Source organism: Vibrio sp. AK197 (assembly GCF_053903115.1).
This window is the reverse complement of the sequence record NZ_CP096430.1, coordinates 1,515,542-1,536,139: the sequence shown is the minus strand read 5'-3', so window position 1 is coordinate 1,536,139 and position 20,598 is coordinate 1,515,542. Positions and strand designations below refer to the sequence as shown.

Annotated in this window: 22 protein-coding genes; 13 read left to right on the top strand and 9 right to left on the bottom strand. The window is 44.1% G+C overall.

Annotation, left to right across the window (positions count from 1 at the left end; translation table 11 throughout):
• The first annotated feature begins 12 nt into the window (after window positions 1-12).
• The gene (rsmF, locus tag M1D72_RS14380) at window positions 13-1,437 is read left to right on the top strand and encodes a 16S rRNA (cytosine(1407)-C(5))-methyltransferase RsmF (RefSeq protein WP_456297355.1); all 1,425 of its coding nucleotides are present in this window, start codon (window positions 13-15) and stop codon (window positions 1,435-1,437) included.
• Window positions 1,438-1,624: 187 nt separating this feature from the next.
• On the opposite strand, the gene M1D72_RS14375 is transcribed toward rsmF, so the two are convergent.
• The gene (locus M1D72_RS14375; protein ID WP_456297354.1) at window positions 1,625-2,476 is read right to left on the bottom strand and encodes a CvfB family protein; all 852 of its coding nucleotides are present in this window, start codon (window positions 2,474-2,476) and stop codon (window positions 1,625-1,627) included.
• A gap of 93 nt (window positions 2,477-2,569) precedes the next feature.
• On the opposite strand from M1D72_RS14375, the gene M1D72_RS14370 reads away from it, so the two are divergent.
• Window positions 2,570-3,961, top strand: a complete 1,392-nt coding sequence (locus M1D72_RS14370; protein WP_390189974.1) for a hypothetical protein — start codon at window positions 2,570-2,572, stop codon at window positions 3,959-3,961.
• Here M1D72_RS14370 and M1D72_RS14365 read toward each other — a convergent pair.
• Window positions 3,921-4,409: a DUF4442 domain-containing protein gene (locus tag M1D72_RS14365; protein ID WP_456297353.1), complete on the bottom strand. Its 489-nt coding sequence runs from the start codon at window positions 4,407-4,409 to the stop codon at window positions 3,921-3,923. The genes M1D72_RS14370 and M1D72_RS14365 overlap by 41 nt on opposite strands.
• Before the next feature lie 98 nt (window positions 4,410-4,507).
• On the bottom strand, window positions 4,508-5,395 hold the full coding sequence (locus M1D72_RS14360; protein WP_456297352.1) for a putative PEP-binding protein: 888 nt from the start codon (window positions 5,393-5,395) through the stop codon (window positions 4,508-4,510).
• A gap of 209 nt (window positions 5,396-5,604) precedes the next feature.
• Between M1D72_RS14360 and M1D72_RS14355 the strand changes: the two genes are divergently transcribed.
• Entirely contained in the window at window positions 5,605-6,666 is a 1,062-nt protein-coding gene (locus tag M1D72_RS14355) for a 3-deoxy-7-phosphoheptulonate synthase (protein WP_456297351.1), read from the top strand.
• Between the two features lie 9 nt (window positions 6,667-6,675).
• The gene (locus tag M1D72_RS14350; protein WP_390189983.1) at window positions 6,676-7,161 is read left to right on the top strand and encodes a YajQ family cyclic di-GMP-binding protein; all 486 of its coding nucleotides are present in this window, start codon (window positions 6,676-6,678) and stop codon (window positions 7,159-7,161) included.
• Window positions 7,162-7,194: 33 nt separating this feature from the next.
• Here the strand turns inward: M1D72_RS14350 and M1D72_RS14345 are convergent, their stop codons facing one another.
• Complete coding sequence (locus tag M1D72_RS14345) at window positions 7,195-8,130, bottom strand: NAD(P)-dependent oxidoreductase (protein WP_456297350.1); 936 nt, start codon at window positions 8,128-8,130, stop codon at window positions 7,195-7,197.
• A 464-nt stretch (window positions 8,131-8,594) separates the two neighbouring features.
• On the opposite strand from M1D72_RS14345, the gene M1D72_RS14340 reads away from it, so the two are divergent.
• The 6 genes from M1D72_RS14340 to M1D72_RS14315 all read left to right on the top strand — a co-directional run bounded on the left by M1D72_RS14340 (window position 8,595) and on the right by M1D72_RS14315 (window position 14,128).
• Window positions 8,595-9,623: an amino acid ABC transporter substrate-binding protein gene (locus M1D72_RS14340; protein WP_390189985.1), complete on the top strand. Its 1,029-nt coding sequence runs from the start codon at window positions 8,595-8,597 to the stop codon at window positions 9,621-9,623.
• An 87-nt stretch (window positions 9,624-9,710) separates the two neighbouring features.
• Window positions 9,711-10,922, top strand: coding sequence for an amino acid ABC transporter permease (locus tag M1D72_RS14335; protein ID WP_456297349.1), 1,212 nt, complete (start codon window positions 9,711-9,713; stop codon window positions 10,920-10,922).
• Between the two features lies 1 nt (window position 10,923).
• Complete coding sequence (locus M1D72_RS14330; RefSeq protein ID WP_456297348.1) at window positions 10,924-12,018, top strand: amino acid ABC transporter permease; 1,095 nt, start codon at window positions 10,924-10,926, stop codon at window positions 12,016-12,018.
• Between the two features lie 23 nt (window positions 12,019-12,041).
• Complete coding sequence (locus M1D72_RS14325; protein WP_390189991.1) at window positions 12,042-12,791, top strand: amino acid ABC transporter ATP-binding protein; 750 nt, start codon at window positions 12,042-12,044, stop codon at window positions 12,789-12,791.
• Window positions 12,792-12,990: 199 nt separating this feature from the next.
• A complete protein-coding gene (locus M1D72_RS14320; RefSeq protein ID WP_390189993.1) occupies window positions 12,991-13,653 on the top strand; it encodes a Bax inhibitor-1/YccA family protein in 663 nt (220 codons plus the stop codon).
• 145 nt (window positions 13,654-13,798) lie between these two features.
• Complete coding sequence (locus M1D72_RS14315) at window positions 13,799-14,128, top strand: TusE/DsrC/DsvC family sulfur relay protein (RefSeq protein WP_390189995.1); 330 nt, start codon at window positions 13,799-13,801, stop codon at window positions 14,126-14,128.
• A gap of 9 nt (window positions 14,129-14,137) precedes the next feature.
• Here M1D72_RS14315 and yccX read toward each other — a convergent pair whose 3' ends face one another.
• Entirely contained in the window at window positions 14,138-14,410 is a 273-nt protein-coding gene (gene yccX, locus M1D72_RS14310) for an acylphosphatase (protein WP_390189997.1), read from the bottom strand.
• A gap of 157 nt (window positions 14,411-14,567) precedes the next feature.
• Here yccX and M1D72_RS14305 point away from each other — a divergent pair, with 157 nt between their 5' ends.
• Window positions 14,568-15,761: a class I SAM-dependent methyltransferase gene (locus tag M1D72_RS14305; protein ID WP_456297347.1), complete on the top strand. Its 1,194-nt coding sequence runs from the start codon at window positions 14,568-14,570 to the stop codon at window positions 15,759-15,761.
• Between the two features lie 40 nt (window positions 15,762-15,801).
• Window positions 15,802-16,155, top strand: coding sequence for a DUF2750 domain-containing protein (locus tag M1D72_RS14300; RefSeq protein ID WP_456297346.1), 354 nt, complete (start codon window positions 15,802-15,804; stop codon window positions 16,153-16,155).
• Between the two features lie 68 nt (window positions 16,156-16,223).
• On the opposite strand, the gene queC is transcribed toward M1D72_RS14300, so the two are convergent.
• Window positions 16,224-16,904, bottom strand: a complete 681-nt coding sequence (gene queC / locus M1D72_RS14295; protein ID WP_456297345.1) for a 7-cyano-7-deazaguanine synthase QueC — start codon at window positions 16,902-16,904, stop codon at window positions 16,224-16,226.
• Window positions 16,905-16,916: 12 nt separating this feature from the next.
• A complete protein-coding gene (gene queE / locus M1D72_RS14290) occupies window positions 16,917-17,567 on the bottom strand; it encodes a 7-carboxy-7-deazaguanine synthase QueE (protein WP_456297344.1) in 651 nt (216 codons plus the stop codon).
• Window positions 17,568-17,729: 162 nt separating this feature from the next.
• Here queE and M1D72_RS14285 point away from each other — a divergent pair, with 162 nt between their 5' ends.
• Window positions 17,730-18,542: a Cof-type HAD-IIB family hydrolase gene (locus M1D72_RS14285; RefSeq protein WP_456297343.1), complete on the top strand. Its 813-nt coding sequence runs from the start codon at window positions 17,730-17,732 to the stop codon at window positions 18,540-18,542.
• Between the two features lie 44 nt (window positions 18,543-18,586).
• Here M1D72_RS14285 and M1D72_RS14280 read toward each other — a convergent pair whose 3' ends face one another.
• Together M1D72_RS14280 and M1D72_RS14275 are read right to left on the bottom strand one after the other, a co-directional pair.
• Complete coding sequence (locus M1D72_RS14280) at window positions 18,587-20,020, bottom strand: bifunctional NUDIX hydrolase/phosphatase PAP2 family protein (RefSeq protein ID WP_456297342.1); 1,434 nt, start codon at window positions 20,018-20,020, stop codon at window positions 18,587-18,589.
• A 29-nt stretch (window positions 20,021-20,049) separates the two neighbouring features.
• Complete coding sequence (locus M1D72_RS14275; protein ID WP_390190009.1) at window positions 20,050-20,526, bottom strand: GNAT family N-acetyltransferase; 477 nt, start codon at window positions 20,524-20,526, stop codon at window positions 20,050-20,052.
• Window positions 20,527-20,598 lie beyond the last annotated feature (72 nt).

The following is a 20,598-nucleotide window of genomic DNA, read 5'->3' as shown; positions in this document are numbered from 1 at the left end:
CGGTAATATGTTTTGCACAGCAACGTCTATCTTCCTGATGAATTTCTACGCGAAATGTCGGCTATTTTGCCTGCGCACCTTTCAATGGCTGATTTCATTGAATCGTGTCAACAACCATTACGCAAAAGCATTCGCGTTAATACCCTGAAAATGAGTGTCGACCAGTTTAAACGGCTGGCCAATAGCAAAGGATGGCAGTTGACGCAGATCCCGTGGTGCGAAACAGGTTTTTGGATTGATGCAGATGAATCGCAGGTACCTCTGGGTAACACCGCCGAACACATGTGTGGTGTATTTTACATTCAAGAAGCTTCATCTATGCTACCGGTGACTGCGTTATTTCCAAACCAAGAAACCCCGTTTCTATCGGTATTGGACATGGCTGCCGCTCCCGGTTCGAAAACCACACAAATCGCTGCGTTGATGGACAACGGTGGTGTGCTGGTGGCTAATGAGTTTTCGTCAAGTCGGGTCAAAGTACTTCATGCCAACATTGAGCGCTGTGGAGTCCGCAATTGCGCATTAAGTAATTTTGATGCCAGAGTGTTTGGCGGATGGCTACCTGAACAGTTCGATGCCATTTTGCTCGATGCCCCCTGTTCAGGAGAAGGAACGGTTCGAAAAGACGCTGATGCCATGAAAAATTGGAGTAAAGCATCAACATTAGCCATTGCTGAAACGCAAAAAGATTTGATTGAAAGTGCCTTTCACGCACTTAAACCAGGCGGGTATTTGGTCTATTCAACGTGTACACTCAGCGTCGAAGAAAATCAGCAAGTGTGTCACCACTTAAAAGAAACATTTGGTGAGAACATCGAGTTTGATAGCTTAGGATCATTATTTCCGGATGCAGAGAAAGCCTTAACCGAAGAAGGTTTTCTACACGTATTTCCACAAATTTATGACAGTGAAGGCTTTTTTGTTGCACGGTTAAAGAAGACTGGATCCGTCGCCGCGCCTGAGGTTAAAAAACGCCTGGGCAAATTTCCTTTTTCCAAAGCCTCTAAAAGACAAGTGCAAGATATTGAAGCGCAGCTGCAGCAACAATTACACATACCGCTACCTAACGATTGTCAAATTTGGCTACGTGACGACGATGTTTGGTTGTTCCCGAGCGCATTGGAACCAATGCTAGGCGAACTACGGTTCTCCCGAATGGGGATCAAAATCGCCCAAACTCATAAGAAAGGTTATCGCTGGCAGCATCAAGTTGCGACGACGCTGGCAACCGGTGACGAACCATGTTGCGTTGAACTTTGTATTGAGGACGCCAGAGAATGGTACATGGGGCGAGATATACGCCCTGACAACCAAAGCGGGAAAGGCGAAGTATTCGTCACCTTTAATAACCAAGTGATTGGCTTAGGAAAATGGGTCGGAAATCGAATTAAGAATGGATTGCCTAGGGAATTGGTCAGAGATAAAAATTTATTTTAATCGGCAAACTATAGAATGAAATTCTAAAAGAGCCTCGCTAACTGAGACTAATACACTACAATTTAATTAGTCATTAAATTAGCGCAGGCTCCTTAAGAGCCCTTCCCCTAGGCCCGAAACAGGATCAGTTTTGGGCCTCTTTTTAGGTCATGAAAATCGAAACACCCTGCTTAAACACCGCCAGTGCTTACTTAATATCAGAGTCATCAACGAGATAGATCCCGTCTTTTTCAATTTTAATTTTACCTTGTTTAAATAAACCGCCAATCGTCTTTTTAAACGTCCCCTTGCTGGTGCGAAACGCAGCAAAAATCGCCTCGGGCGTAGATTTATCGTTCAATGGCAAAAAACCACCCTTTTTCTCAAGCAACTCAAGAACTTTGGCACTTAAATCATCCATCTTTGCCACACCAACTTTTTGCAACGAGAGATCAATCTTGCCGTCGCTGCGTATTTGCTTGATGTAACCTTTCAACGTTTTTCCGATAAACAACTTCCCGAAAACATCGGATGGGAAAATCATTCCCCAATGTTGACCGTTAATGATCGCTTTATACCCGAGTTCACTGCGTTCAGCGATAAGGAGATCAACAGATTGATTGGTTTTGTAATTAGCTGGGGTGTTATCGAGCCATTTATTGAATTTAGTGGTTCCAACAATGCGCCCTGATGCTTTATCCGTGTACACGTAAACCAGAATTGTCTGCCCTTCACGCAAACGGCCACGCTGCTCACTAAATGGCACAAGAAGATCTTTATCTTTGATTCCCCAGTTGACGAATGCTCCGGTGCTATTGACACCTTCCACTTTCATTAAACCCCATTCACCGACTTGTGCAATCGGTTTCTCTGTGGTCGCAACGAGTTGTCTGTCTGAATCAAAATAGAGGAATACATCAATGCTTTGCCCTACTTCAACCTCTTGTGGCGCAAACTTGTATGGTAACAAAGTCGTTCCATACTCTCCGGCATCTAAAAATATTCCGAATTCTGCTTTATTTGTGACTTCCAAGCAGTTTATTTGGCCAACTTTAATCATTTCAGCTATCTCGTGTTAAATTTGCGGAGATTATACCTAAAGTCTGTTATGCTTTCGCTAGCTATTTCAACTATTTTTCATAGGAGCAAATACTTGATTACCGTTGATAAACAAGACGGCATTAATTTAAAGATATCTCACTCAACGGCCTCAAATAAGAAGTCTCACCTCGATATATTTCTATTCGTTCCTGGCGAACTTGGTTTAACACCAGACATCGCCCAAGAAAGTGACTTTTACTACAGTTCGATTACTCAAAAGCGCACTTATTTCAGTGACAAAACATTGCTGCCTCTCGTGCACAGCCGTTTGGCGAAACGAGGTCGCTTGTCTTCAACGCAATATCGCGTCAGTTTGAGCCTGTTTGCCTATCAATACGTCATTGCTCTCGACAAAGCAGTCAGCCAACTTAATAAACATGATAAACGTGCTGAAGTCACTGCTGATGAGGTCGATGAAGTCATCGAGCTTGCTCTCGATATTTTAAAACGTTTACGCCGAAGCATTCCTTATGAGGAAGGGTTAAAACGTTACTACGCCAATATTGATAACTATCTCTCTTGGTACACTGAGCAACGGTTTCTTTCCTTGGTATCTCACTTGCCGCGAGAAGGCGATTACCGCACCATCAAAGAACGACTTATCACTCTCATAGAACGAGAAAAAGCTCATCGCAAGCTGAATGACTATAACTCACAACATGTTCGTGACGATGTCACGCGGATGAGTAATAAGATGCGCCTATTACGTAGGTTGATCGAGCACCCTATTGTGCTCAAAGAGAAAAATACGTCACTGGGCAAAAATATGAAGCGCGCGGTGAAAGGTATTGCGACGGGCTTGGTGATGGTATTTGTCACATTAACCGCCGTTCTAGCCCGCGATTATTGGGGAGAAATTACCGCCTCTTTTATCATCGCTATGTCGTTTATTTACGCGCTACGCGAAATTTTTAAAGACGACTTACGTGATATTTTGTGGCGCCTATTTCGTAAAGGAAAGCCTAAGTGGCGTAAGATTTATATCGATCCGACCACCAACAAGGCTGTTGGCCAAAAGCATGAATGGCTCGACTATACCTCACTCAGTAAATTGCCAGATCGCATTCAGAAGATTCGAAAAAAACGGGTTGTGCAACGTGAAGAACAAATTTTGCACTATCGTTCAGAAACGGAAATGTCGACCTCAAAGTTCCTCAGTGGTTATGAGGAAACTCGCGAAACGATTAATATCAATATGCGGGCCATCACCCGCCTGATGGATAAAGGCTCAAATAAAGTCTATACGCTAAATAGCAGTAACCAGGTCACACGAGAGTCGGTTGAAAAGCGCCACTTGCTCAACTTGATCATCAAAGAGCACAATAAAGAAAACGGCGCCCGTTATTATCGCTGGAAAGTCATTCTAAATCGCAGCAAAATCGTGGCCATTGAACAAATTCAACTTAATGATTTGGCGACGGATGACACTTTAAAGACAGAGTAAGTGAAAATTCCGCCATAGGTTCATCGCCATGCAGCGATGGGCATGTGGCGATAATTTTCACGGCTCTGTTCACTCGCTGGCCAGTATTTATCGTATCGTCCAGCATCTTTTCTATCGTATCCCCTTCATCGCAAACAAAATGGACATCAGCCTCTGGCCGTTTAAGAAACTGAGCCTCTACCGCTTTAAACGCTAACGACACACGCACGCCTTTCAACTTTGCCTTATGCATTGCTAAGAAGCCACCGGCTAAATCCGCACCGATAGCCAGCGCACCGAAATACATACTGTTTAGATGATTCTTAGTTTTATGTTTAAGTGGAATTTTTATTTCGACATGTTGGTCGGTTAATGCCAAAAGTTTGGGCCGACAACTCCAAATGAGAGGAACTTTAAAAAAGCCAAACCAATTAAGATAAAGATTGGCTTTGTACAACGCAGAAAACATAAAAAAGCCTGACTAGTAAACAAGTCAGGCCAGTAAACCTCAACGGGTTAGTTATCGCAACAAATCATTAACAAATGTGTTGAGTGAGTCACTAAGCATTACGCGGTTACAACAACATCAACATTGGTATGATCGGCTAATAAATCAAGAAGCTTAGGATAACCTCTTAAGCCCGAACTCATCACTAGCGCAGCTTTCCCACTCTCATCAGCGGCTTTAATCGTCGATTTAACCAACATGAGTAGAGCATCATTTTCGGCATCGAATAGATATTCGAGAGTACTGTTATAACGATCGATGCCCAGAGTAGTTTGAGCTAAGTTTTCGATATCAAGTACAACGCCATCGAAATAAGGTAGAAGCTTGTCGGCCAGTAATGCAGATGACGGCACATCAACACAATACGCAACTTTCAAACCATTTTGCCCACGTGAAAGCCCTTGTTCTGCCAACAAATCGATGATTTTTGCCGCGTCCGATAAGGTGCGAACGTAAGGTACGACTACCTCCACTTCAACTCCTGCAGCGCGTAGGCTTTTCACCACCTGGCATTCTAAAGCAAACACAGGCGAATAAGCTTCAGTGGCAAAACGTGACACACCACGTAACCCTAAAGCCGGGTTGACTTCTTCCGGTTCAAACTTGCCACCCAGCAAAGAGCGGAACATATAGCTGTCGGAATCGCTCAGCGACACCCTAACGACTTGGTGCTGCGCGTGTATCGCTTCAGTAATCTTTTCGACCATTGTCGAGACAAAGTGTTCGGCAAGAGGTTGAGCGCCAATGATCGCATCGATTGAGCTTTGCTCCATTTCAGTCAATTGAACTTCTGCATTTTCATACCCTGGATGGTAGAAAATATGCTCAGAAATCATATCGGCAAGGGAGATATAAAGATGCTTCGCATCTGGGTTCTGGCTATGTGCTGGCAGAGCGTCGCCCACAGTTAACGAAGGAGGAAGTGTGTTAGCATTCTCCGTACTCATTGTTGCTCCATATATTTATAATAATCGATAGTGTGAACATACCGACAGCCAGCGTTGAAAACAAGGTCAAAAGTCGGTTTCATAACAAAAAATCGTCTTGGCTGGCGTCAACCATTTGGTGAACTGTCACCACAACGAGCATAAGTGGTTTATTCCCTCCGCGGTTTCGGCTATCTTTAGCGCTTCGCAAAACGATAATAGGCGCTGGTATGCCACAAAAAACCGATGAACTCAGGACCCAAGCCCTTGGGCCTATGCCCACTCCCGCTGAACTGGGAAGTTTACATCCGATTACTGATGATGTCGCAGAACGTATTGCTCATTCTCGTCAACAAGTTGAAGAAATACTGACTGGCAACAATAACCGCTTGTTAGTCATTGTTGGCCCTTGCTCCGTGCACGATACCGATGCCGCATTAGACTACGCACAACGATTAGCGAATTTGCAAACACGTTATAAAGACGAATTGTTCATCGTTATGCGTACTTATTTTGAAAAACCGAGAACCGTTGTCGGTTGGAAAGGTTTAATCACCGACCCTAATCTTGATGGCTCATACGCACTAGAAAACGGCCTAAGTAAGGCGCGTAAATTACTACTCGATGTCAATAAACTAGGCTTGGCCACCGCGACCGAATTTTTAGACATGATTACAGGCCAGTACATCGCGGATTTGATCACTTGGGGCGCAATCGGTGCTCGGACTACAGAATCGCAAATTCACCGTGAAATGGCATCTGCGCTTTCCTGCCCTGTGGGCTTTAAAAATGGTACCAATGGTAATGTCAAAATCGCGATTGATGCAATTCGTGCGGCTCAAGCATCACACTATTTTTATTCGCCAGATAAAAATGGACGCATGACGGTTTACCGTACCAGTGGCAATCCTTATGGTCATGTTATTTTGCGTGGTGGCGCGAACGGCCCCAACTATGATGCACAATCTGTTGAGCAAGCATGCCAACAATTGGCAGAATTTAACCTACCTCAGCGTTTAGTGGTCGACTTTAGTCATGCAAACTGTGAAAAGCAGCACCGCAAACAACTTGATGTTGCCAAAACTATTTGTGAGCAAATTATTAGCGGTAAAAACCAGGTGGCAGGTATCATGGCGGAGAGCTTTATCAAGGAAGGTAACCAATCTATGGCAGACCTCAATAACCTTGAGTATGGAAAATCGATTACCGACCCATGTTTAAGCTGGGATGACACTGAAACCATGTTGGAAATGCTGGCGGCTGCCGTAAAACAACGCAACGAAAACTGTTAAGGAAAGATGATGCCTTCATTTGATATTGTTTCTGAAATTGATGCCGTTGAACTGCGTAATGCAGTAGAAAACTCAGCGCGAGAACTCACCACAAGATTTGATTTTCGCAACGTAGAAGCGGCCATAGAAATGCAAAAAGATGAGTCGGTGAAACTTAGTGCTGAAGGTGAGTTTCAGCTAAAACAGCTGCGTGATATTTTGCGTGGCCATATGGCAAAACGCAACGTTGACGCCGATGCAATGGAATCACGAGATCCTGAAGCGAGTGGTAAAAACTGGCACCAAATCATCCAGTTCAAACAAGGAATAGAGACCACAATGGCGAAAAAAATCGTCAAGCACCTAAAAGATGCCAAACTCAAAGTTCAAGCATCAATTCAAGGTGATAAGGTCCGAGTCACAGGAAAGAAACGCGACGATTTACAAGCGGCGATTGCTTCAATCCGGCAAGCGGAGCTGGGCCAACCCTTTCAGTTCAATAACTTCCGAGATTGATGGTTTTAAATCCCGCTTAACAAGCGGGATTTTTTATACTTTCCCCAATTCAATTAGCATATCGTCACCGCGTAACAAGTGGTATTTGCTAGCGCCTGGAGGAACAAATACACAGGTCCGAATATTATGTTTACGGATTTCTTCTAGATGGCTCGCTAACTCAATGTCATTGGCAAATGTTGTACGCTCGGCATCACGACGAACTAAATCCACAAAATCAAAAGGACAATAGTGGTGGAAAAAGACCATCTCTGCTTTTTGCATCAAACGCAATGCTTTTAAAGGCAAAAGCTCAGCATCCTCGCCATATTCTATCCAAGTAATAGACGCCCTATCCTCTACTTCTGCGTAGAGTAGCGCTTGATACAATTGCTCGAAATCGTGTCGATTTTTGCAAAGTTCAAGCTCGGGATGATCAAAAAATCGCTCCCAGAACTTACGTCGTTCATCAACAGAAGGCAGGATGCGTTTAATGTCTCTTCGCTTTGATGCGGCGAAATCAGCCTGATCGCCGAGGCGCTGAGAGAATAAAGACTCAAGCTGCTGACGTATGTTACGCACTAAGACCGGTGAAGCACCACCACTTGAAATGGCCAATTGAATTTTTCCACGGTTGACCAGTGACGGCGTAATGAAATCACAATATGGTTGATCATCGACGACATTCACCAATACTCGAGCGTTCTTTGCATCTGCATGAACTTGGTGATTCAGCTCTGGGTTATTGGTCGTTGCCCAGACTTGCACATAGTCAGGAGATAAATGCTCGCCGGAATAGAAGTTTTGAATCCATACGCACTTCTCTTGATCAACAAGCTGTTGCAACGAGGATTCAATTTTAGGAGACAAGATAGTTACCTTTGCGCCCGCCCTTAATAAACTATCGATTTTGCGGCACGCCACTTCCCCGCCACCGACAACGAGAACAGGTTTATTAGATAAGTCGAGAAAGAGAGGAAAATACTGCATTTCATTCCTTGATTATGTTAATTGACCAGCAAAACTTAATGAACAAAAGTAGTGCAAAACAACGATAAAACCCCTATACAACTATAATTTACTACCGAATTTTTAGCTATATCCAGAATTTTATATCGGAGTTAGATTTCACTATCGATCGTAATCGCTGCTTATTTGAATAAACTTTTTAAATTCATCCTGTTGCACCAATATTGAGAGCTTTTGCACTATTTACATTCACCTTACATTTCGTCATTCTTGTCAGTAAAGGCGTTGCACCGAAATAGAAAAATCTTTTCAAATGATGCATTTGAGAAAACGGCAATGCTTATCTAGACTTATAAACAGTTGATTTTTATAGACAGGATGAGTGCTATAAATAAACAACTCAAAAACAACAAAACACAACATCAATAAGTACAAAATTCCAAGCTCAACTTGGTTTAAACATGGATCATACAGGAAGGATACACATGGCAAATAAACTAACACTTATTGCTTCAGTCATAGCTGCATCTACTGCTTTCGTTGCAAACACGGCATCTGCAGCAGACAGTACATTAGACAAAGTGACGAAACAAGGATTTTTAAGTTGCGGCGTGAGTACTGGCCTACCCGGCTTCTCAAACCCAAACTCAAAAGGTGAATGGGAAGGCATTGACGTTGAGTACTGTCAAGCGGTTGCAGCAGCAGTACTTGGTGATAAGACAAAAGTAAAATACGTTCCTCTCACTGCAAAAGAGCGCTTTACTGCGCTTCAATCGGGTGAAATCGACGTTCTATCACGCAACACAACCTGGACACTGCATCGTGATACAGCGCTAGGTCTTAACTTTGTAGGCGTGAACTACTATGACGGTCAAGGTTTTATGGTGAAAAAAGACCTTGGCTTGACCAGCGCTAAAGAACTTGATGGCGCCTCAGTTTGTGTTCAATCAGGTACAACAACTGAACTGAACCTTGCTGACTACTTCCGTAACAACGGTATGTCATATAAGCCTGTTGTATTTGATACTTCAGCGCAAACCTCAAAAGGCTTTGATGCAGGTCGTTGTGACGTGCTCACCACTGACCAATCTGGTCTGTATGCGCTTCGTCTAAACCTAGCGGATCCAGATTCAGCAATGGTACTTCCAGAAATCATTTCTAAAGAGCCGCTAGGCCCTGTCGTACGCCAAGGTGATGACCAGTGGTTTAACATTGCTAAATGGACTCTGTTTGCAATGGTTAACGCTGAAGAATACGGCATCACATCAGAAAATGCAGACGAAATGCTAAAATCGAAAGATCCTAACATCGGCCGTATTCTTGGTGTTGATGGACCTAAAGGTCAAGGTTTAGGCATTCGTGACGACTGGGGTTACCAAGTAATTAAACAAGTTGGTAACTACGGTGAGAGCTTTGAGCGTACCGTCGGTAAAGGTTCTCCTCTTCAAATCTCACGTGGTGTTAATGCACTATGGAATGCTGGCGGCTTCATGTACGCGCCACCAATCCGCTAATCAGCGCATTCATACACAACAAAGTAAAAATGGGCGGTGTGGTAACACCGCCCTTATATATAAAATGGATTTGAGGTTATTCGCTGTATGAAACCCACAAATACTGCGGCATCAGAAGGCGCTGATGCTAAGTCACGGACTACCAAAACCAGCCTTTTATATAATCCCACCTTTCGTTCCGTCGCATTTCAAATTATTACAGTCGCGGCGTTGGTGTTTTTCTTTTACACCATTATCAACAATGCTTTTACTAACCTAGATGCGCGAGGCATTGCCACAGGCTTTGGCTTTCTTGATAAAACGGCAGGCTTTGGGATTGGCCTAACACTGATTGATTACGACGAAACATACTCCTATGGGAGAACGTTCGTTGTTGGTCTCCTAAATACGGCCCTAGTTTCTTTTCTCGGCATTATCTTTGCCACGATTCTAGGCTTCTTTATCGGTATTGCTCGACTATCCTCCAACTGGTTGGTGAGTCGCCTAGCAGCCGTCTACATTGAGATATTCCGTAACATTCCTCTCTTACTGCAGATTCTATTTTGGTATTTCGCAGTCCTACAGGCACTGCCTTCACCACGTCAGAGTATGAGTTTAGGTGAAGCCATTTTCCTTAACGTTCGCGGTCTCTATTTGCCAGCGCCACATTTTGAGCCTGGTAGTGGTGTGGTCATCGGCGCGTTTCTTCTTGGGGTTTTCGCAACAATTGTTATCAACATTTGGGCCAAGAACAAACAAAAGCTGACCGGGCAACAAACCCCAATGGGACGTATCGTCCTCGGATTATGCGTTGTCCTACCATTGGTAGTTTACTTTTTAGCTGGCAGTCCAATCAGTGCCAATTACCCAGAGCTAAAAGGTTTTAACTTCCGTGGTGGCGTCAGCATTATTCCTGAACTAGCGGCATTATTACTTGCACTAAGTGTGTACACGGCATCATTTATCGCAGAAATCGTGCGTTCTGGGATCAATGCGGTTAGTCACGGTCAAACCGAAGCGGCAATGTCATTGGGCTTACCCAGAAATAAAACACTGAAGCTTGTGGTTATCCCTCAAGCAATGCGTATCATCATTCCGCCACTGACTAGTCAGTACCTTAACTTAACTAAAAACTCCTCGTTAGCCATGGCCATTGGTTATCCGGATTTAGTTTCTGTGTTTGCAGGAACGACCCTCAACCAAACCGGTCAAGCCATCGAAATTATTGCAATGACAATGGGCGTTTACCTCACGTTAAGCTTACTCACTTCGTTATTGATGAATATTTATAACCGTAAAGTTGCGTTGGTGGAGAGATAATATGAAACATGAATTTCAACCAGATCTGCCACCACCAGCCAATACCGTCGGTTTCGTAGGGTGGCTTCGAAAAAACCTATTTAACGGCCCGATTAACTCCGTCATTACCATAGTGTTGGCATACTTGGCTATTTCAGCAATTTGGGGCATCGTTAACTGGGCATTGATTAATGCGGATTGGGTCGGTACAACCCGCGACGCTTGTAGCCGCGAAGGTGCCTGTTGGGTATTTATTAGCGTGCGCTGGGAACAGTTCATGTATGGTTTTTACCCAGAAGCCGAGCTGTGGCGTCCCCGTTTATTCTATGCAACGCTGGCTATTCTTATCGCCTTGCTTGCTTATGAAAAAACACCAAAACGCCTCTGGATTGGTTTATTCGCAATTGTCGTCTATCCATTTTTGATGGCTGGCCTACTCTACGGAGACGTAGCGGGACTTGAAGTGGTCGAAACTCACCGCTGGGGTGGATTACTCGTCACATTAATCATCGCCTTAGTGGGCATCGTTGCGTCACTACCGATTGGTATCGTACTTGCGCTTGGACGTCGTTCAGATATGCCGATTATTCGTAGCCTATGTACGGTGTATATCGAGGTATGGCGCGGCGTTCCGTTGATCACCGTACTCTTCATGGCATCAGTGATGTTACCGTTGTTTCTTTCTGAAGGTTCAGAAACAAACAAACTGATTCGTGCATTAATTGGTGTCATCATGTTTTCATCAGCCTATATGGCAGAAGTCATTCGTGGTGGGTTACAAGCGATTCCGAAAGGACAATATGAAGCGGCTGATGCTCTCGGTCTTAGCTACTGGAAGAAAGTCGGGCTGATTATTTTGCCTCAGGCACTGAAAATCACCATTCCTTCTATCGTAAATACCTTTATCGGCCTATTTAAAGATACCAGTCTGGTTCTTATTATCGGTATGTTTGATGTGCTGGGTATAGGACAATCTGCAAACACAGACCCAGATTGGCTCGGTTTCGCCATCGAAAGTTATGTATTTGTCGCGTTGGTGTTTTGGGTATTCTGTTTTGGGATGTCGAGATACTCCATCTGGCTTGAAAACAAACTCCACACCGGTCACAAACGATAATTTTAAAGATCAAGGACGTAATTATGACTCAGCATCAAGAGACAATGATCGAAATTAAAGATATGAATAAGTGGTACGGTGAGTTCCACGTATTAAAAAACATTAACTTAAACGTTAGGAAAGGCGAAAAAATTGTTATCTGTGGCCCATCAGGCTCAGGTAAATCAACAATGATTCGCTGCATTAACCGCTTAGAAGAACATCAAAAAGGGCAAATCCTCGTTTCAGGGACAGAGCTAACTGAAGATTTGAAAAACATCGAAGCAGTGCGTAAAGAAGTGGGAATGTGTTTTCAGCACTTTAACCTGTTCCCTCACCTGACAGTTCTGCAAAATTGTACGCTCGCTCCTATTTGGGTGAAAAAAATGCCCAAAGAAGAGGCAGAAGCGTTGGCAATGAAATACCTTGAACGAGTGAAGATTCCCGATCAAGCGGATAAATTCCCTGGTCAGCTTTCAGGTGGGCAACAACAGCGTGTTGCGATTGCTCGTTCGTTATGTATGAACCCACAAGTGATGTTATTTGATGAACCCACTTCAGCACTCGACCCTGAAATGGTTCGAGAAGTGCTGGATGTGATGGTGGAACTCGCGGAGGAAGGGATGACAATGCTATGCGTTACGCATGAAATGGGCTTTGCGAAAGAGGTCGCAGACCGAGTTATTTTCATGGATGCGGGTGAAATCATTGAAGAAAACAATCCTCGAGATTTCTTTGAAAACCCTCAATCGGACCGTACGCAAAACTTCCTTGCACAAATTCTGCACCACTAATGACAACTTGGTACAAATAATCTTGAAAGGGACGTTCAACGTCCCTTTTTGTTTGTTATATTGTGTTACATCTTATTCAATACTTAAGTTTTTATTTCTATTATTATTTTCGTTAGTTTCATACATTGCTAGGCTTGAAATTTTGAACTTTCATGCCCATAAATGTACATATAAGTAAAACACTCCGATGAGGAAGATTATGAACAGTCCTATGTATAGCCGCACTTCGACACAAGATAGTGCTCTACAAACAAACAAGGTACTCCGCAATACCTACGCATTGCTGTCTATGACCTTGGTTTGGTCAGCGGTAGTGGCTGGCGTTTCTATGGCATTGAACCTGCCACACCCAGGTTTGATCATTACCTTAGTGGGTTTCTACGGTTTGCTGTTCCTGACCGAGAAAAACCGTAACAATGGGTTAGGCTTGGTTTTCACCTTCCTATTCACAGGTTTCCTTGGTTACACGCTAGGCCCTATTCTTAACATGTACGTTGGTGCTGGAATGGGCGACGTGATTGTCACTGCGCTTGGTGGTACCGCCCTCGCCTTTATGGGCGCCTCCGCTTACGCACTCACCACAAAACGTGATCTGTCTTTCTTAGGTGGCGTTTTGATGGCGGGGTTTGTGGTTCTGCTTATCGGTATGGTTGCGAATATTTTCCTTCAAATGCCAATGCTGTACCTTGCAATGAGCGGACTCTTTATCCTGTTCTCTGTCGGTGCTATTTTGCTAACAACGCAGCAAATTGTGCGTGGTGGTGAAACCAACTACATTTCTGCGACGATCACGTTGTATGTCTCTATCTACAACTTGTTCATCAGCTTACTGAGCATTCTTGGCGTAATGAACGACGACTAAACTCAGTCTGACAACATAAAATAAAAAAGCTCGCAATTCTCTGCGGGCTTTTTTTGTTATTGAGTCAAACAAAAATTTATTGACCCTAGCGCCGACTTCGCTACCCTATAGACCTTTCAACAACTGGCATGACTCTTACACCACTATGTTTGAATACAACGGTAAGCAAATTGAAACCGATAGTCAGGGTTACTTACTTGACTATACCGAATGGGAAGAAGGCATGATTGCGCCTTTGGCTGAACAAGAAGGCATCGAACTGACCCCTGCACATCTCGAGGTTATTCATTTTGTTCGAGATTTTTACGAAGAATTCAATACATCCCCCGCTATTCGCATGCTTGTGAAAGCAATGGAAAAAGCGCACGGGCCGGAAAAAGGCAACAGCAAATACTTGTTCAAGCTTTTCCGTCAGGGGCCCGCTAAGCAAGCAACAAAACTTGCTGGGTTACCTAAACCCGCAAAATGCCTTTAAGACCATTCATCAACGAATTTCAAATCCTTGAAAAGAGGTCGGCTCAAGAGACTCTCGGCTAACCTGCTCTACCCAGGCAGTTCTTGGCCCCTCTTTTAACCATTCAGCAAATTTTTCGACATCCGGTTTATCGCCACTGACCACAACCTCAACATCGCCGTTATTGAGATTTCTCGCGTAACCCGTTAAACCAAACTTTAGACCTTGATGACAAGTTTGGTAGCGAAATCCAACGCCTTGAACCATCCCTTTAACGAGGAACTTTTCACTTTTCAAATCCATATCTCGCTCCTTTATCGTGATCAATAATCTCTTATGTAGTCAGACAGTAGCATATCGATAAAGTGCCTCGAGTTTAAAGGACTCACCGCTAATTTATTTGCTTTTCCTAAGTCATTACTCGACAATACGTCTCCTTTAAAATCGACCAAACAATGCCATGACGCCTGCAATTTATTTAGTCAAAGGACGTGAAAAGTCTTTACGTCGAAAACACCCTTGGATTTTCTCTCGCGGTATTCAACGTACTGAAGGTGATCCCCAACTCGGTGAAACGATTGATGTGTTCGCTCACAATGGTCAATGGTTAGCAAAAGCCGCCTATTCTCCCCATTCACAGATTCGAGCTCGTGTTTGGAGTTTTGAACAAGAAACGATTGATCAAACGTTCTTTGAAAAACGTCTCGCTCAAGCCTTATTGCTTCGTCAGGATATCATTGCCCGTGACGGACTCACTGGTTTCCGTCTCGTTGCTGCCGAATCTGATGGCTTACCCGGTATCACTATCGACAAGTATCAAAATTTCCTTGTCTGCCAATTATTGAGTGCAGGTGCTGAGTATCAGAAAGAGGTGTTGGTCCAAGCGCTACAGTCTCAATTTCCTGATTGCCATATCTACGAGCGCTCTGACGTTGCGGTTCGTAAAAAAGAAGGTCTTGAAGAGCGTGTGGGCGTTCTTCATGGTGAAATGCCTCCCTCTTCAGTTGTCATTGAAGAAAATGACGTAAAAATCAGTGTTGATATCGTTGGCGGACACAAAACCGGGTTCTATCTCGATCAACGCGATAGCCGCCTGCAGTCAATGAAATACGTTAACCAAAAAGAAGTCCTCAACTGCTTTTCGTACACGGGTGGCTTTGGTTTATATGCACTTAAAGGCGGCGCAAAACGCGTGATTAACGCGGACGTATCTCAGCCAGCGTTAGACACTGCCAAATACAACGCTCAATTAAATGAATTTGATATCGCGAAAAAGCGTGCCGTATTCTTAAACGCAGATGTCTTTAAACTGCTGCGGGAATACCGCGATCAGGGAACCAAGTTTGACGTTGTCATTATGGATCCGCCTAAGTTCGCTGAATCTAAAAATCAGCTCAACGGGGCATGTCGAGGCTACAAAGACATTAATATGCTTGCGATGCAAATCCTTAAGCCCGGGGGGACGCTGCTGACTTACTCTTGCTCTGGGCTAATGGACCAAGTCTTGTTTCAAAAAATCATTGCCGATGCGGCAGTCGATGCTCAGCGCAGCGTGAAATTTATTGAACGCTTCGAGCAAGCGGCGGATCATCCAACCGACAGCGCCTACCCTGAAGGTTTTTATCTAAAAGGTTTTGCGTGTAAAGTCTTATAGGGTGATAATCTAATTAATTAATACAAAAGAGATCATTTTGATGAGTAAATTAACTGCCGATCTTCAAGCAAACCTTGAGTTATTTATTAAAGAAACCAAAGAAACCAATTTGGTTTGGGGAATGCGCAACGAGGAAGGTTGGCTATGCTGCGACTCTGTAGAGTTTGAAAATAGCGAAGTCATGCCATTTTGGTCGTCAAAAGAGGAAGCGACCTTACACAATGTGGAAGAGTGGGCAGATTTTGAAGTCGTGGAAATTCCTCTCGATATTTTTGCAGAAGATTGGTTAATCACCCTGGATGAAGATGGGGTGTTGATTGGTACCAACTGGAATAATGAACTGCAAGGCAAAGAGCTTGAGCCTTCAGAATTAGCAAAAATGTACCTTGACTAATCTTGGTTAAAAAAGGGGGCTCACACACTGTGTGAGCCCCCTTTTTATTCGTGTTAGTTACCACAACCCTACTTACTAAGAAGTGCCTGTGTCACAGCTTGACGATTATTGAGATATTCATCCAGCCCCGCTTTACGCAGTTCACATGATGGACAATCACCACATCCATCGCCAATAATACCGTTATAACACGTTAAAGTTTGCTCTCTTACCAAGTCCAGTGCTTGATATTGGTCAGCTAACGCCCAGGTTTCCGCTTTGTTTAGCCACATTAGTGGTGTTTTGATCTCTAAATCACGGTCCATACCTTGAACTAACGCATTATTCATCGCTTTAACAAAGTCATTTCGGCAATCTGGGTAGCCTGAAAAATCGGTTTCACAGACACCAGTAATCACCGTTTGCGCTCCAATTTGATAGGCGTAAATCCCCGCCAACGTCAAAAATAAGATGTTACGTCCAGGAACAAAAGAATTCGGAAGACCATTGTCTTGAAGCTCATGGGAGACCGGAATATCGTCACGTGTTAGTGAGCTGATCGCTAACTCATTCAGCAGCCCTACATCCATTACCTTGTGCGCTTTCACGCCGAGATCGCTTGCCAGTTTCTGAGCGACTTCAATTTCCAGCTTGTGACGCTGTCCATAATCAAAGGTAATCGCGTGGACTTCATCATAATCTTTAAGTGCTTGAACAAGACAGGTGGTTGAGTCCTGCCCGCCGCTAAACACCACAACGGCTTTTTTCATTTGTCTTCCTTACTAAGCGATGCTGAGATATTTGTGAGTTTGAATCGATAAACGCCAGTTACGCTCAATACAGGTGTCGATGCACAGTTGAGTCGCTCTCGGCTTCTGGCTAATGGGTTGCAGTGCGATAATCGTACTGGTAGGAATATTCGCGTTCAACAATAACGCATCCAGTTGATCAATATCTTTTAAGGTCGCCACCGGATGTTTGATCTCATTGGCTCGTCGTAGCGCGTTGTTGAGGACTGGGAGCTTACCCTTCATCGCCACTTTGGGTGACACTGTCACCCAGGTCTGCTCGGACGCCAGCACATTGTTGGTACCGCTGGTTTCAATTTGGCACTGACAGCCAATGGCTTCAAATGCAGCAGTTAATGGTCTTAAGTCATAAATACATGGCTCACCGCCAGTAATAACGATGTGCCGAGCCGTATAGCCCTGTTTCTGGTATTGCTCAACAATTTGCTCGGCACTGCTTGAGCACCATGTTGGCGAGTCTTGCGTTTTCACGATGATCTGTTCAAAACTACGCTCATCTTCTGGCTCGGCAGTCCAAGTCTGTTTGGTATCACACCATGCGCATCCCACAGGGCACACTTGCAAACGTACAAACACCGAAGGAACGCCGGTAAACGTCCCCTCACCTTGGATTGTCTCAAACATTTCGTTAACTTTATACAACGTCAGCTTAGCCAAATTGGTCTTCTCAAAATTTCAGGAACGTGACCTTAATGGAGAGACGAAATAATATCAACCTATTCATCAATTGATAAAATATCTCTGCTAATCTAATCTGCTCTTTTATAGTCAAAATTAAGGTAAGAGATGTACAAACTAATTGCGCTGGATATGGATGGCACGTTGCTGACCACAGACAAGTCTATTTCACCACGAACCAAAAAAGCGATTGCCGATGCACGCGCCAAAGGTGTCACTGTCGTACTTGCCTCTGGAAGACCATTAGAGGGCATCGTCGAAAAACTCGATGAACTCGAAATCCGTGGAAAAAATGAGTTTGTGGCGTGCTTTAATGGCTCAATCATCCGTGAGCTCGATGATAACAAAGTCGTTCATCGTGGTATCATCGATGGTGCCGCCACTAAGCGTGTCGCAAAACTTGCAGAGCAACTGGGCCTCGATTGTCACGCCTTCAGTGAAGAACTGGGGTTAATCGCACCGAGAGCCAGCCGTTATACCGAGCATGAAGCGCACATCAATAACATGTCTTACAGTATTGTCGATTTCGATACACTCAGCGATGACCACCCCATAATTAAAGCCATGATCATTGGTGAACCCGATGCGCTCACTGCGGGGATAACCAAAATACCGCAAGCGTTTTACGACGAATTTACCATTTTGCAAAGTGCCCCTTTCTTTCTTGAGTTCCTAAACCCAGTGAGCAATAAAGGTGCGGGTATTGAAGCGATTGCTAAACGACTTGGCATCGAAGCATCTGAAGTCATTTGTATGGGCGATGCTGAAAATGATCATCATATGCTGGAATACGCAGGGCTTGGGGTTGCCATGGCGAATGCGATGGAAGAAACGAAAAAGATTGCTGACCTAATTACTGATAGCAACGACGATGACGGGGTCGCAAAAGTCATTGAAAACTATATTCTTAACCCAGCTTAACCGCTGTGCTACGAAAAAGCCCCAACTTTGGGGCTTTTTGCGGGTTACAACGGTTCGCTTTTATGACTGCGTAGCGCGCTGATATTAAATACCAACAGTAATAAGGGGAATCGTAATATTTCAGCAACCAGAGACAGCAGACTGCTAGACGATACCAACGTCGCGGAGAACGAAATAATTTCATTCACCAAGACCAATAGCAGCACCATAAACACCATTTCCCGGAAACTGATGAAATCCCCACTCTCTTTACCTGTCCAAATGATGCCGCATGCGGTCAACAACGTTGCCAATAACACCGTAAATGATGGCATTTGAAAGATAAGTGCCAGAACAGCCGCAACCGCGGCGAGCAGAGCCCAAGAAGTACGCGAGCAAATCAACTTTTCAAGATCAAAGCCCGGTTTATCTTCCAATCGAATGATATGCCACGCCGTCAAAATGCCGAATATACTTCCCACCAACATATCAACGATAAACGCAGCGCCGCTATAAAACTTGGCTGTCATGATCGCGATGAGCAAGAAGATAAAAGCCCCGAAATAGCGGTTCAGAGAAAAACGCTCAAACGCGTTCAGTACCAAAATTCCCACACTGCACCATAACGCTAATGCAAGACTTGGCATGCTGAAACCATCACTATGAGAAAGTTCGATAGCCGGAATATAGACATGCGGCCTTGGCAGAGCGAACGTCTGCCGTGCGACAAAACACAATAGTGACGTGATAGCGACCAAATAAAAGACTCGGTAGGCAAAATGAAGACCAAATTGCCAGTAGAGTAATGGAAATATCAAAAGAAATAGCAGTGGATTAGTCAGTTGGTTAAGCATTAGCACCGCACTGTCCCACAGCCAACCCATGCCATCCGGTAGTGATTTTATTGCATGTTGAAATCCAAGGATCCAATTCAGTTCAACTTGGTTAATAACGGGAGCGGCAGCGATTAAGTTACCCACATAGGTCACATTCTGACCTTCTGCTTGGTTAAACAAGGCTTTCACGGTATCCCACTGTTTCGGGTAGCGATAGAGCCCTGAATCCAGCGAGGAAGGCTCAATCAGCATCGCAGAGGACACTTCGACACCATAATGGGGTGCAAACCAGACAGGTATTTCATGACCATCAAGAATGTTGTTGAGCTCGTAAGCAATGACATCCGATTCAGACGCGCACTCATAGAAATAGGCTTGCTCTGTTTGCCCCAACAACTGTTTTACTTTCACTACGAGACCAGTCTCTTCCCAAGTTTCTCGTTGTGCTGTCACTTCCGGTGTTTCGTCGGCCGAAATTGTCCCCCCAGGCAGTGACATTTTGTCGGTAAGAGACTCATGAATTAATACAATTTTTTCATCGGCTCGAACGATACATAACGCCCCTTCAGGCTGTGAGGTAATCGAAGCCTCATCAGCATATGAAGGCAACGCAATAGACAATATTCCCAATAAAAACAGCAGACAGGAAAAAAATACGCGCATTCTTAATTTTTGCTCTAGTTATTTAATGTTTATTCAACAGGTTTTCTTAACCAATGAATATGATGCTCAAAACCCAATTTTTGGTACAAGTTGACCGCAGTTTGATTAAATTGCCACACTTCGACAAAAATCTGCTTGGCGCCATATTCCGCTAGACGTTGTTCAATTGTGGCCATTAACAACCTCGCCACACCTTGATGACGATACTCTGGCAGGACATAAAGCTCATCAATGCTCCCCATAGTGACGGGTTTACTGACCGTAGAGATCAGCTCACAAAAATGCCCAGTCACAAAACCGAGTATTTTACGCTGTTGCTTAACCACAAAAATGAGACATTCGGGATCATCAATATAGCGACTAATGCTTTTTTCCTGTTCGATTTCTTCTGCAGTTTTAAAGTGGTCTGGGCACTGCTGATGATGCTCGTCATGCAACGAAAACATGAGGTCGTTGAGCTGTTCAAGATCGGCAGTTTGAGCAGAAGAAACACCGAGAGTCGGCATGGTTATTAATTCCAATATAATAAACTGATATTCTATATAACTTGCATAAAAAAAGCCTCACATTCTGAGGCT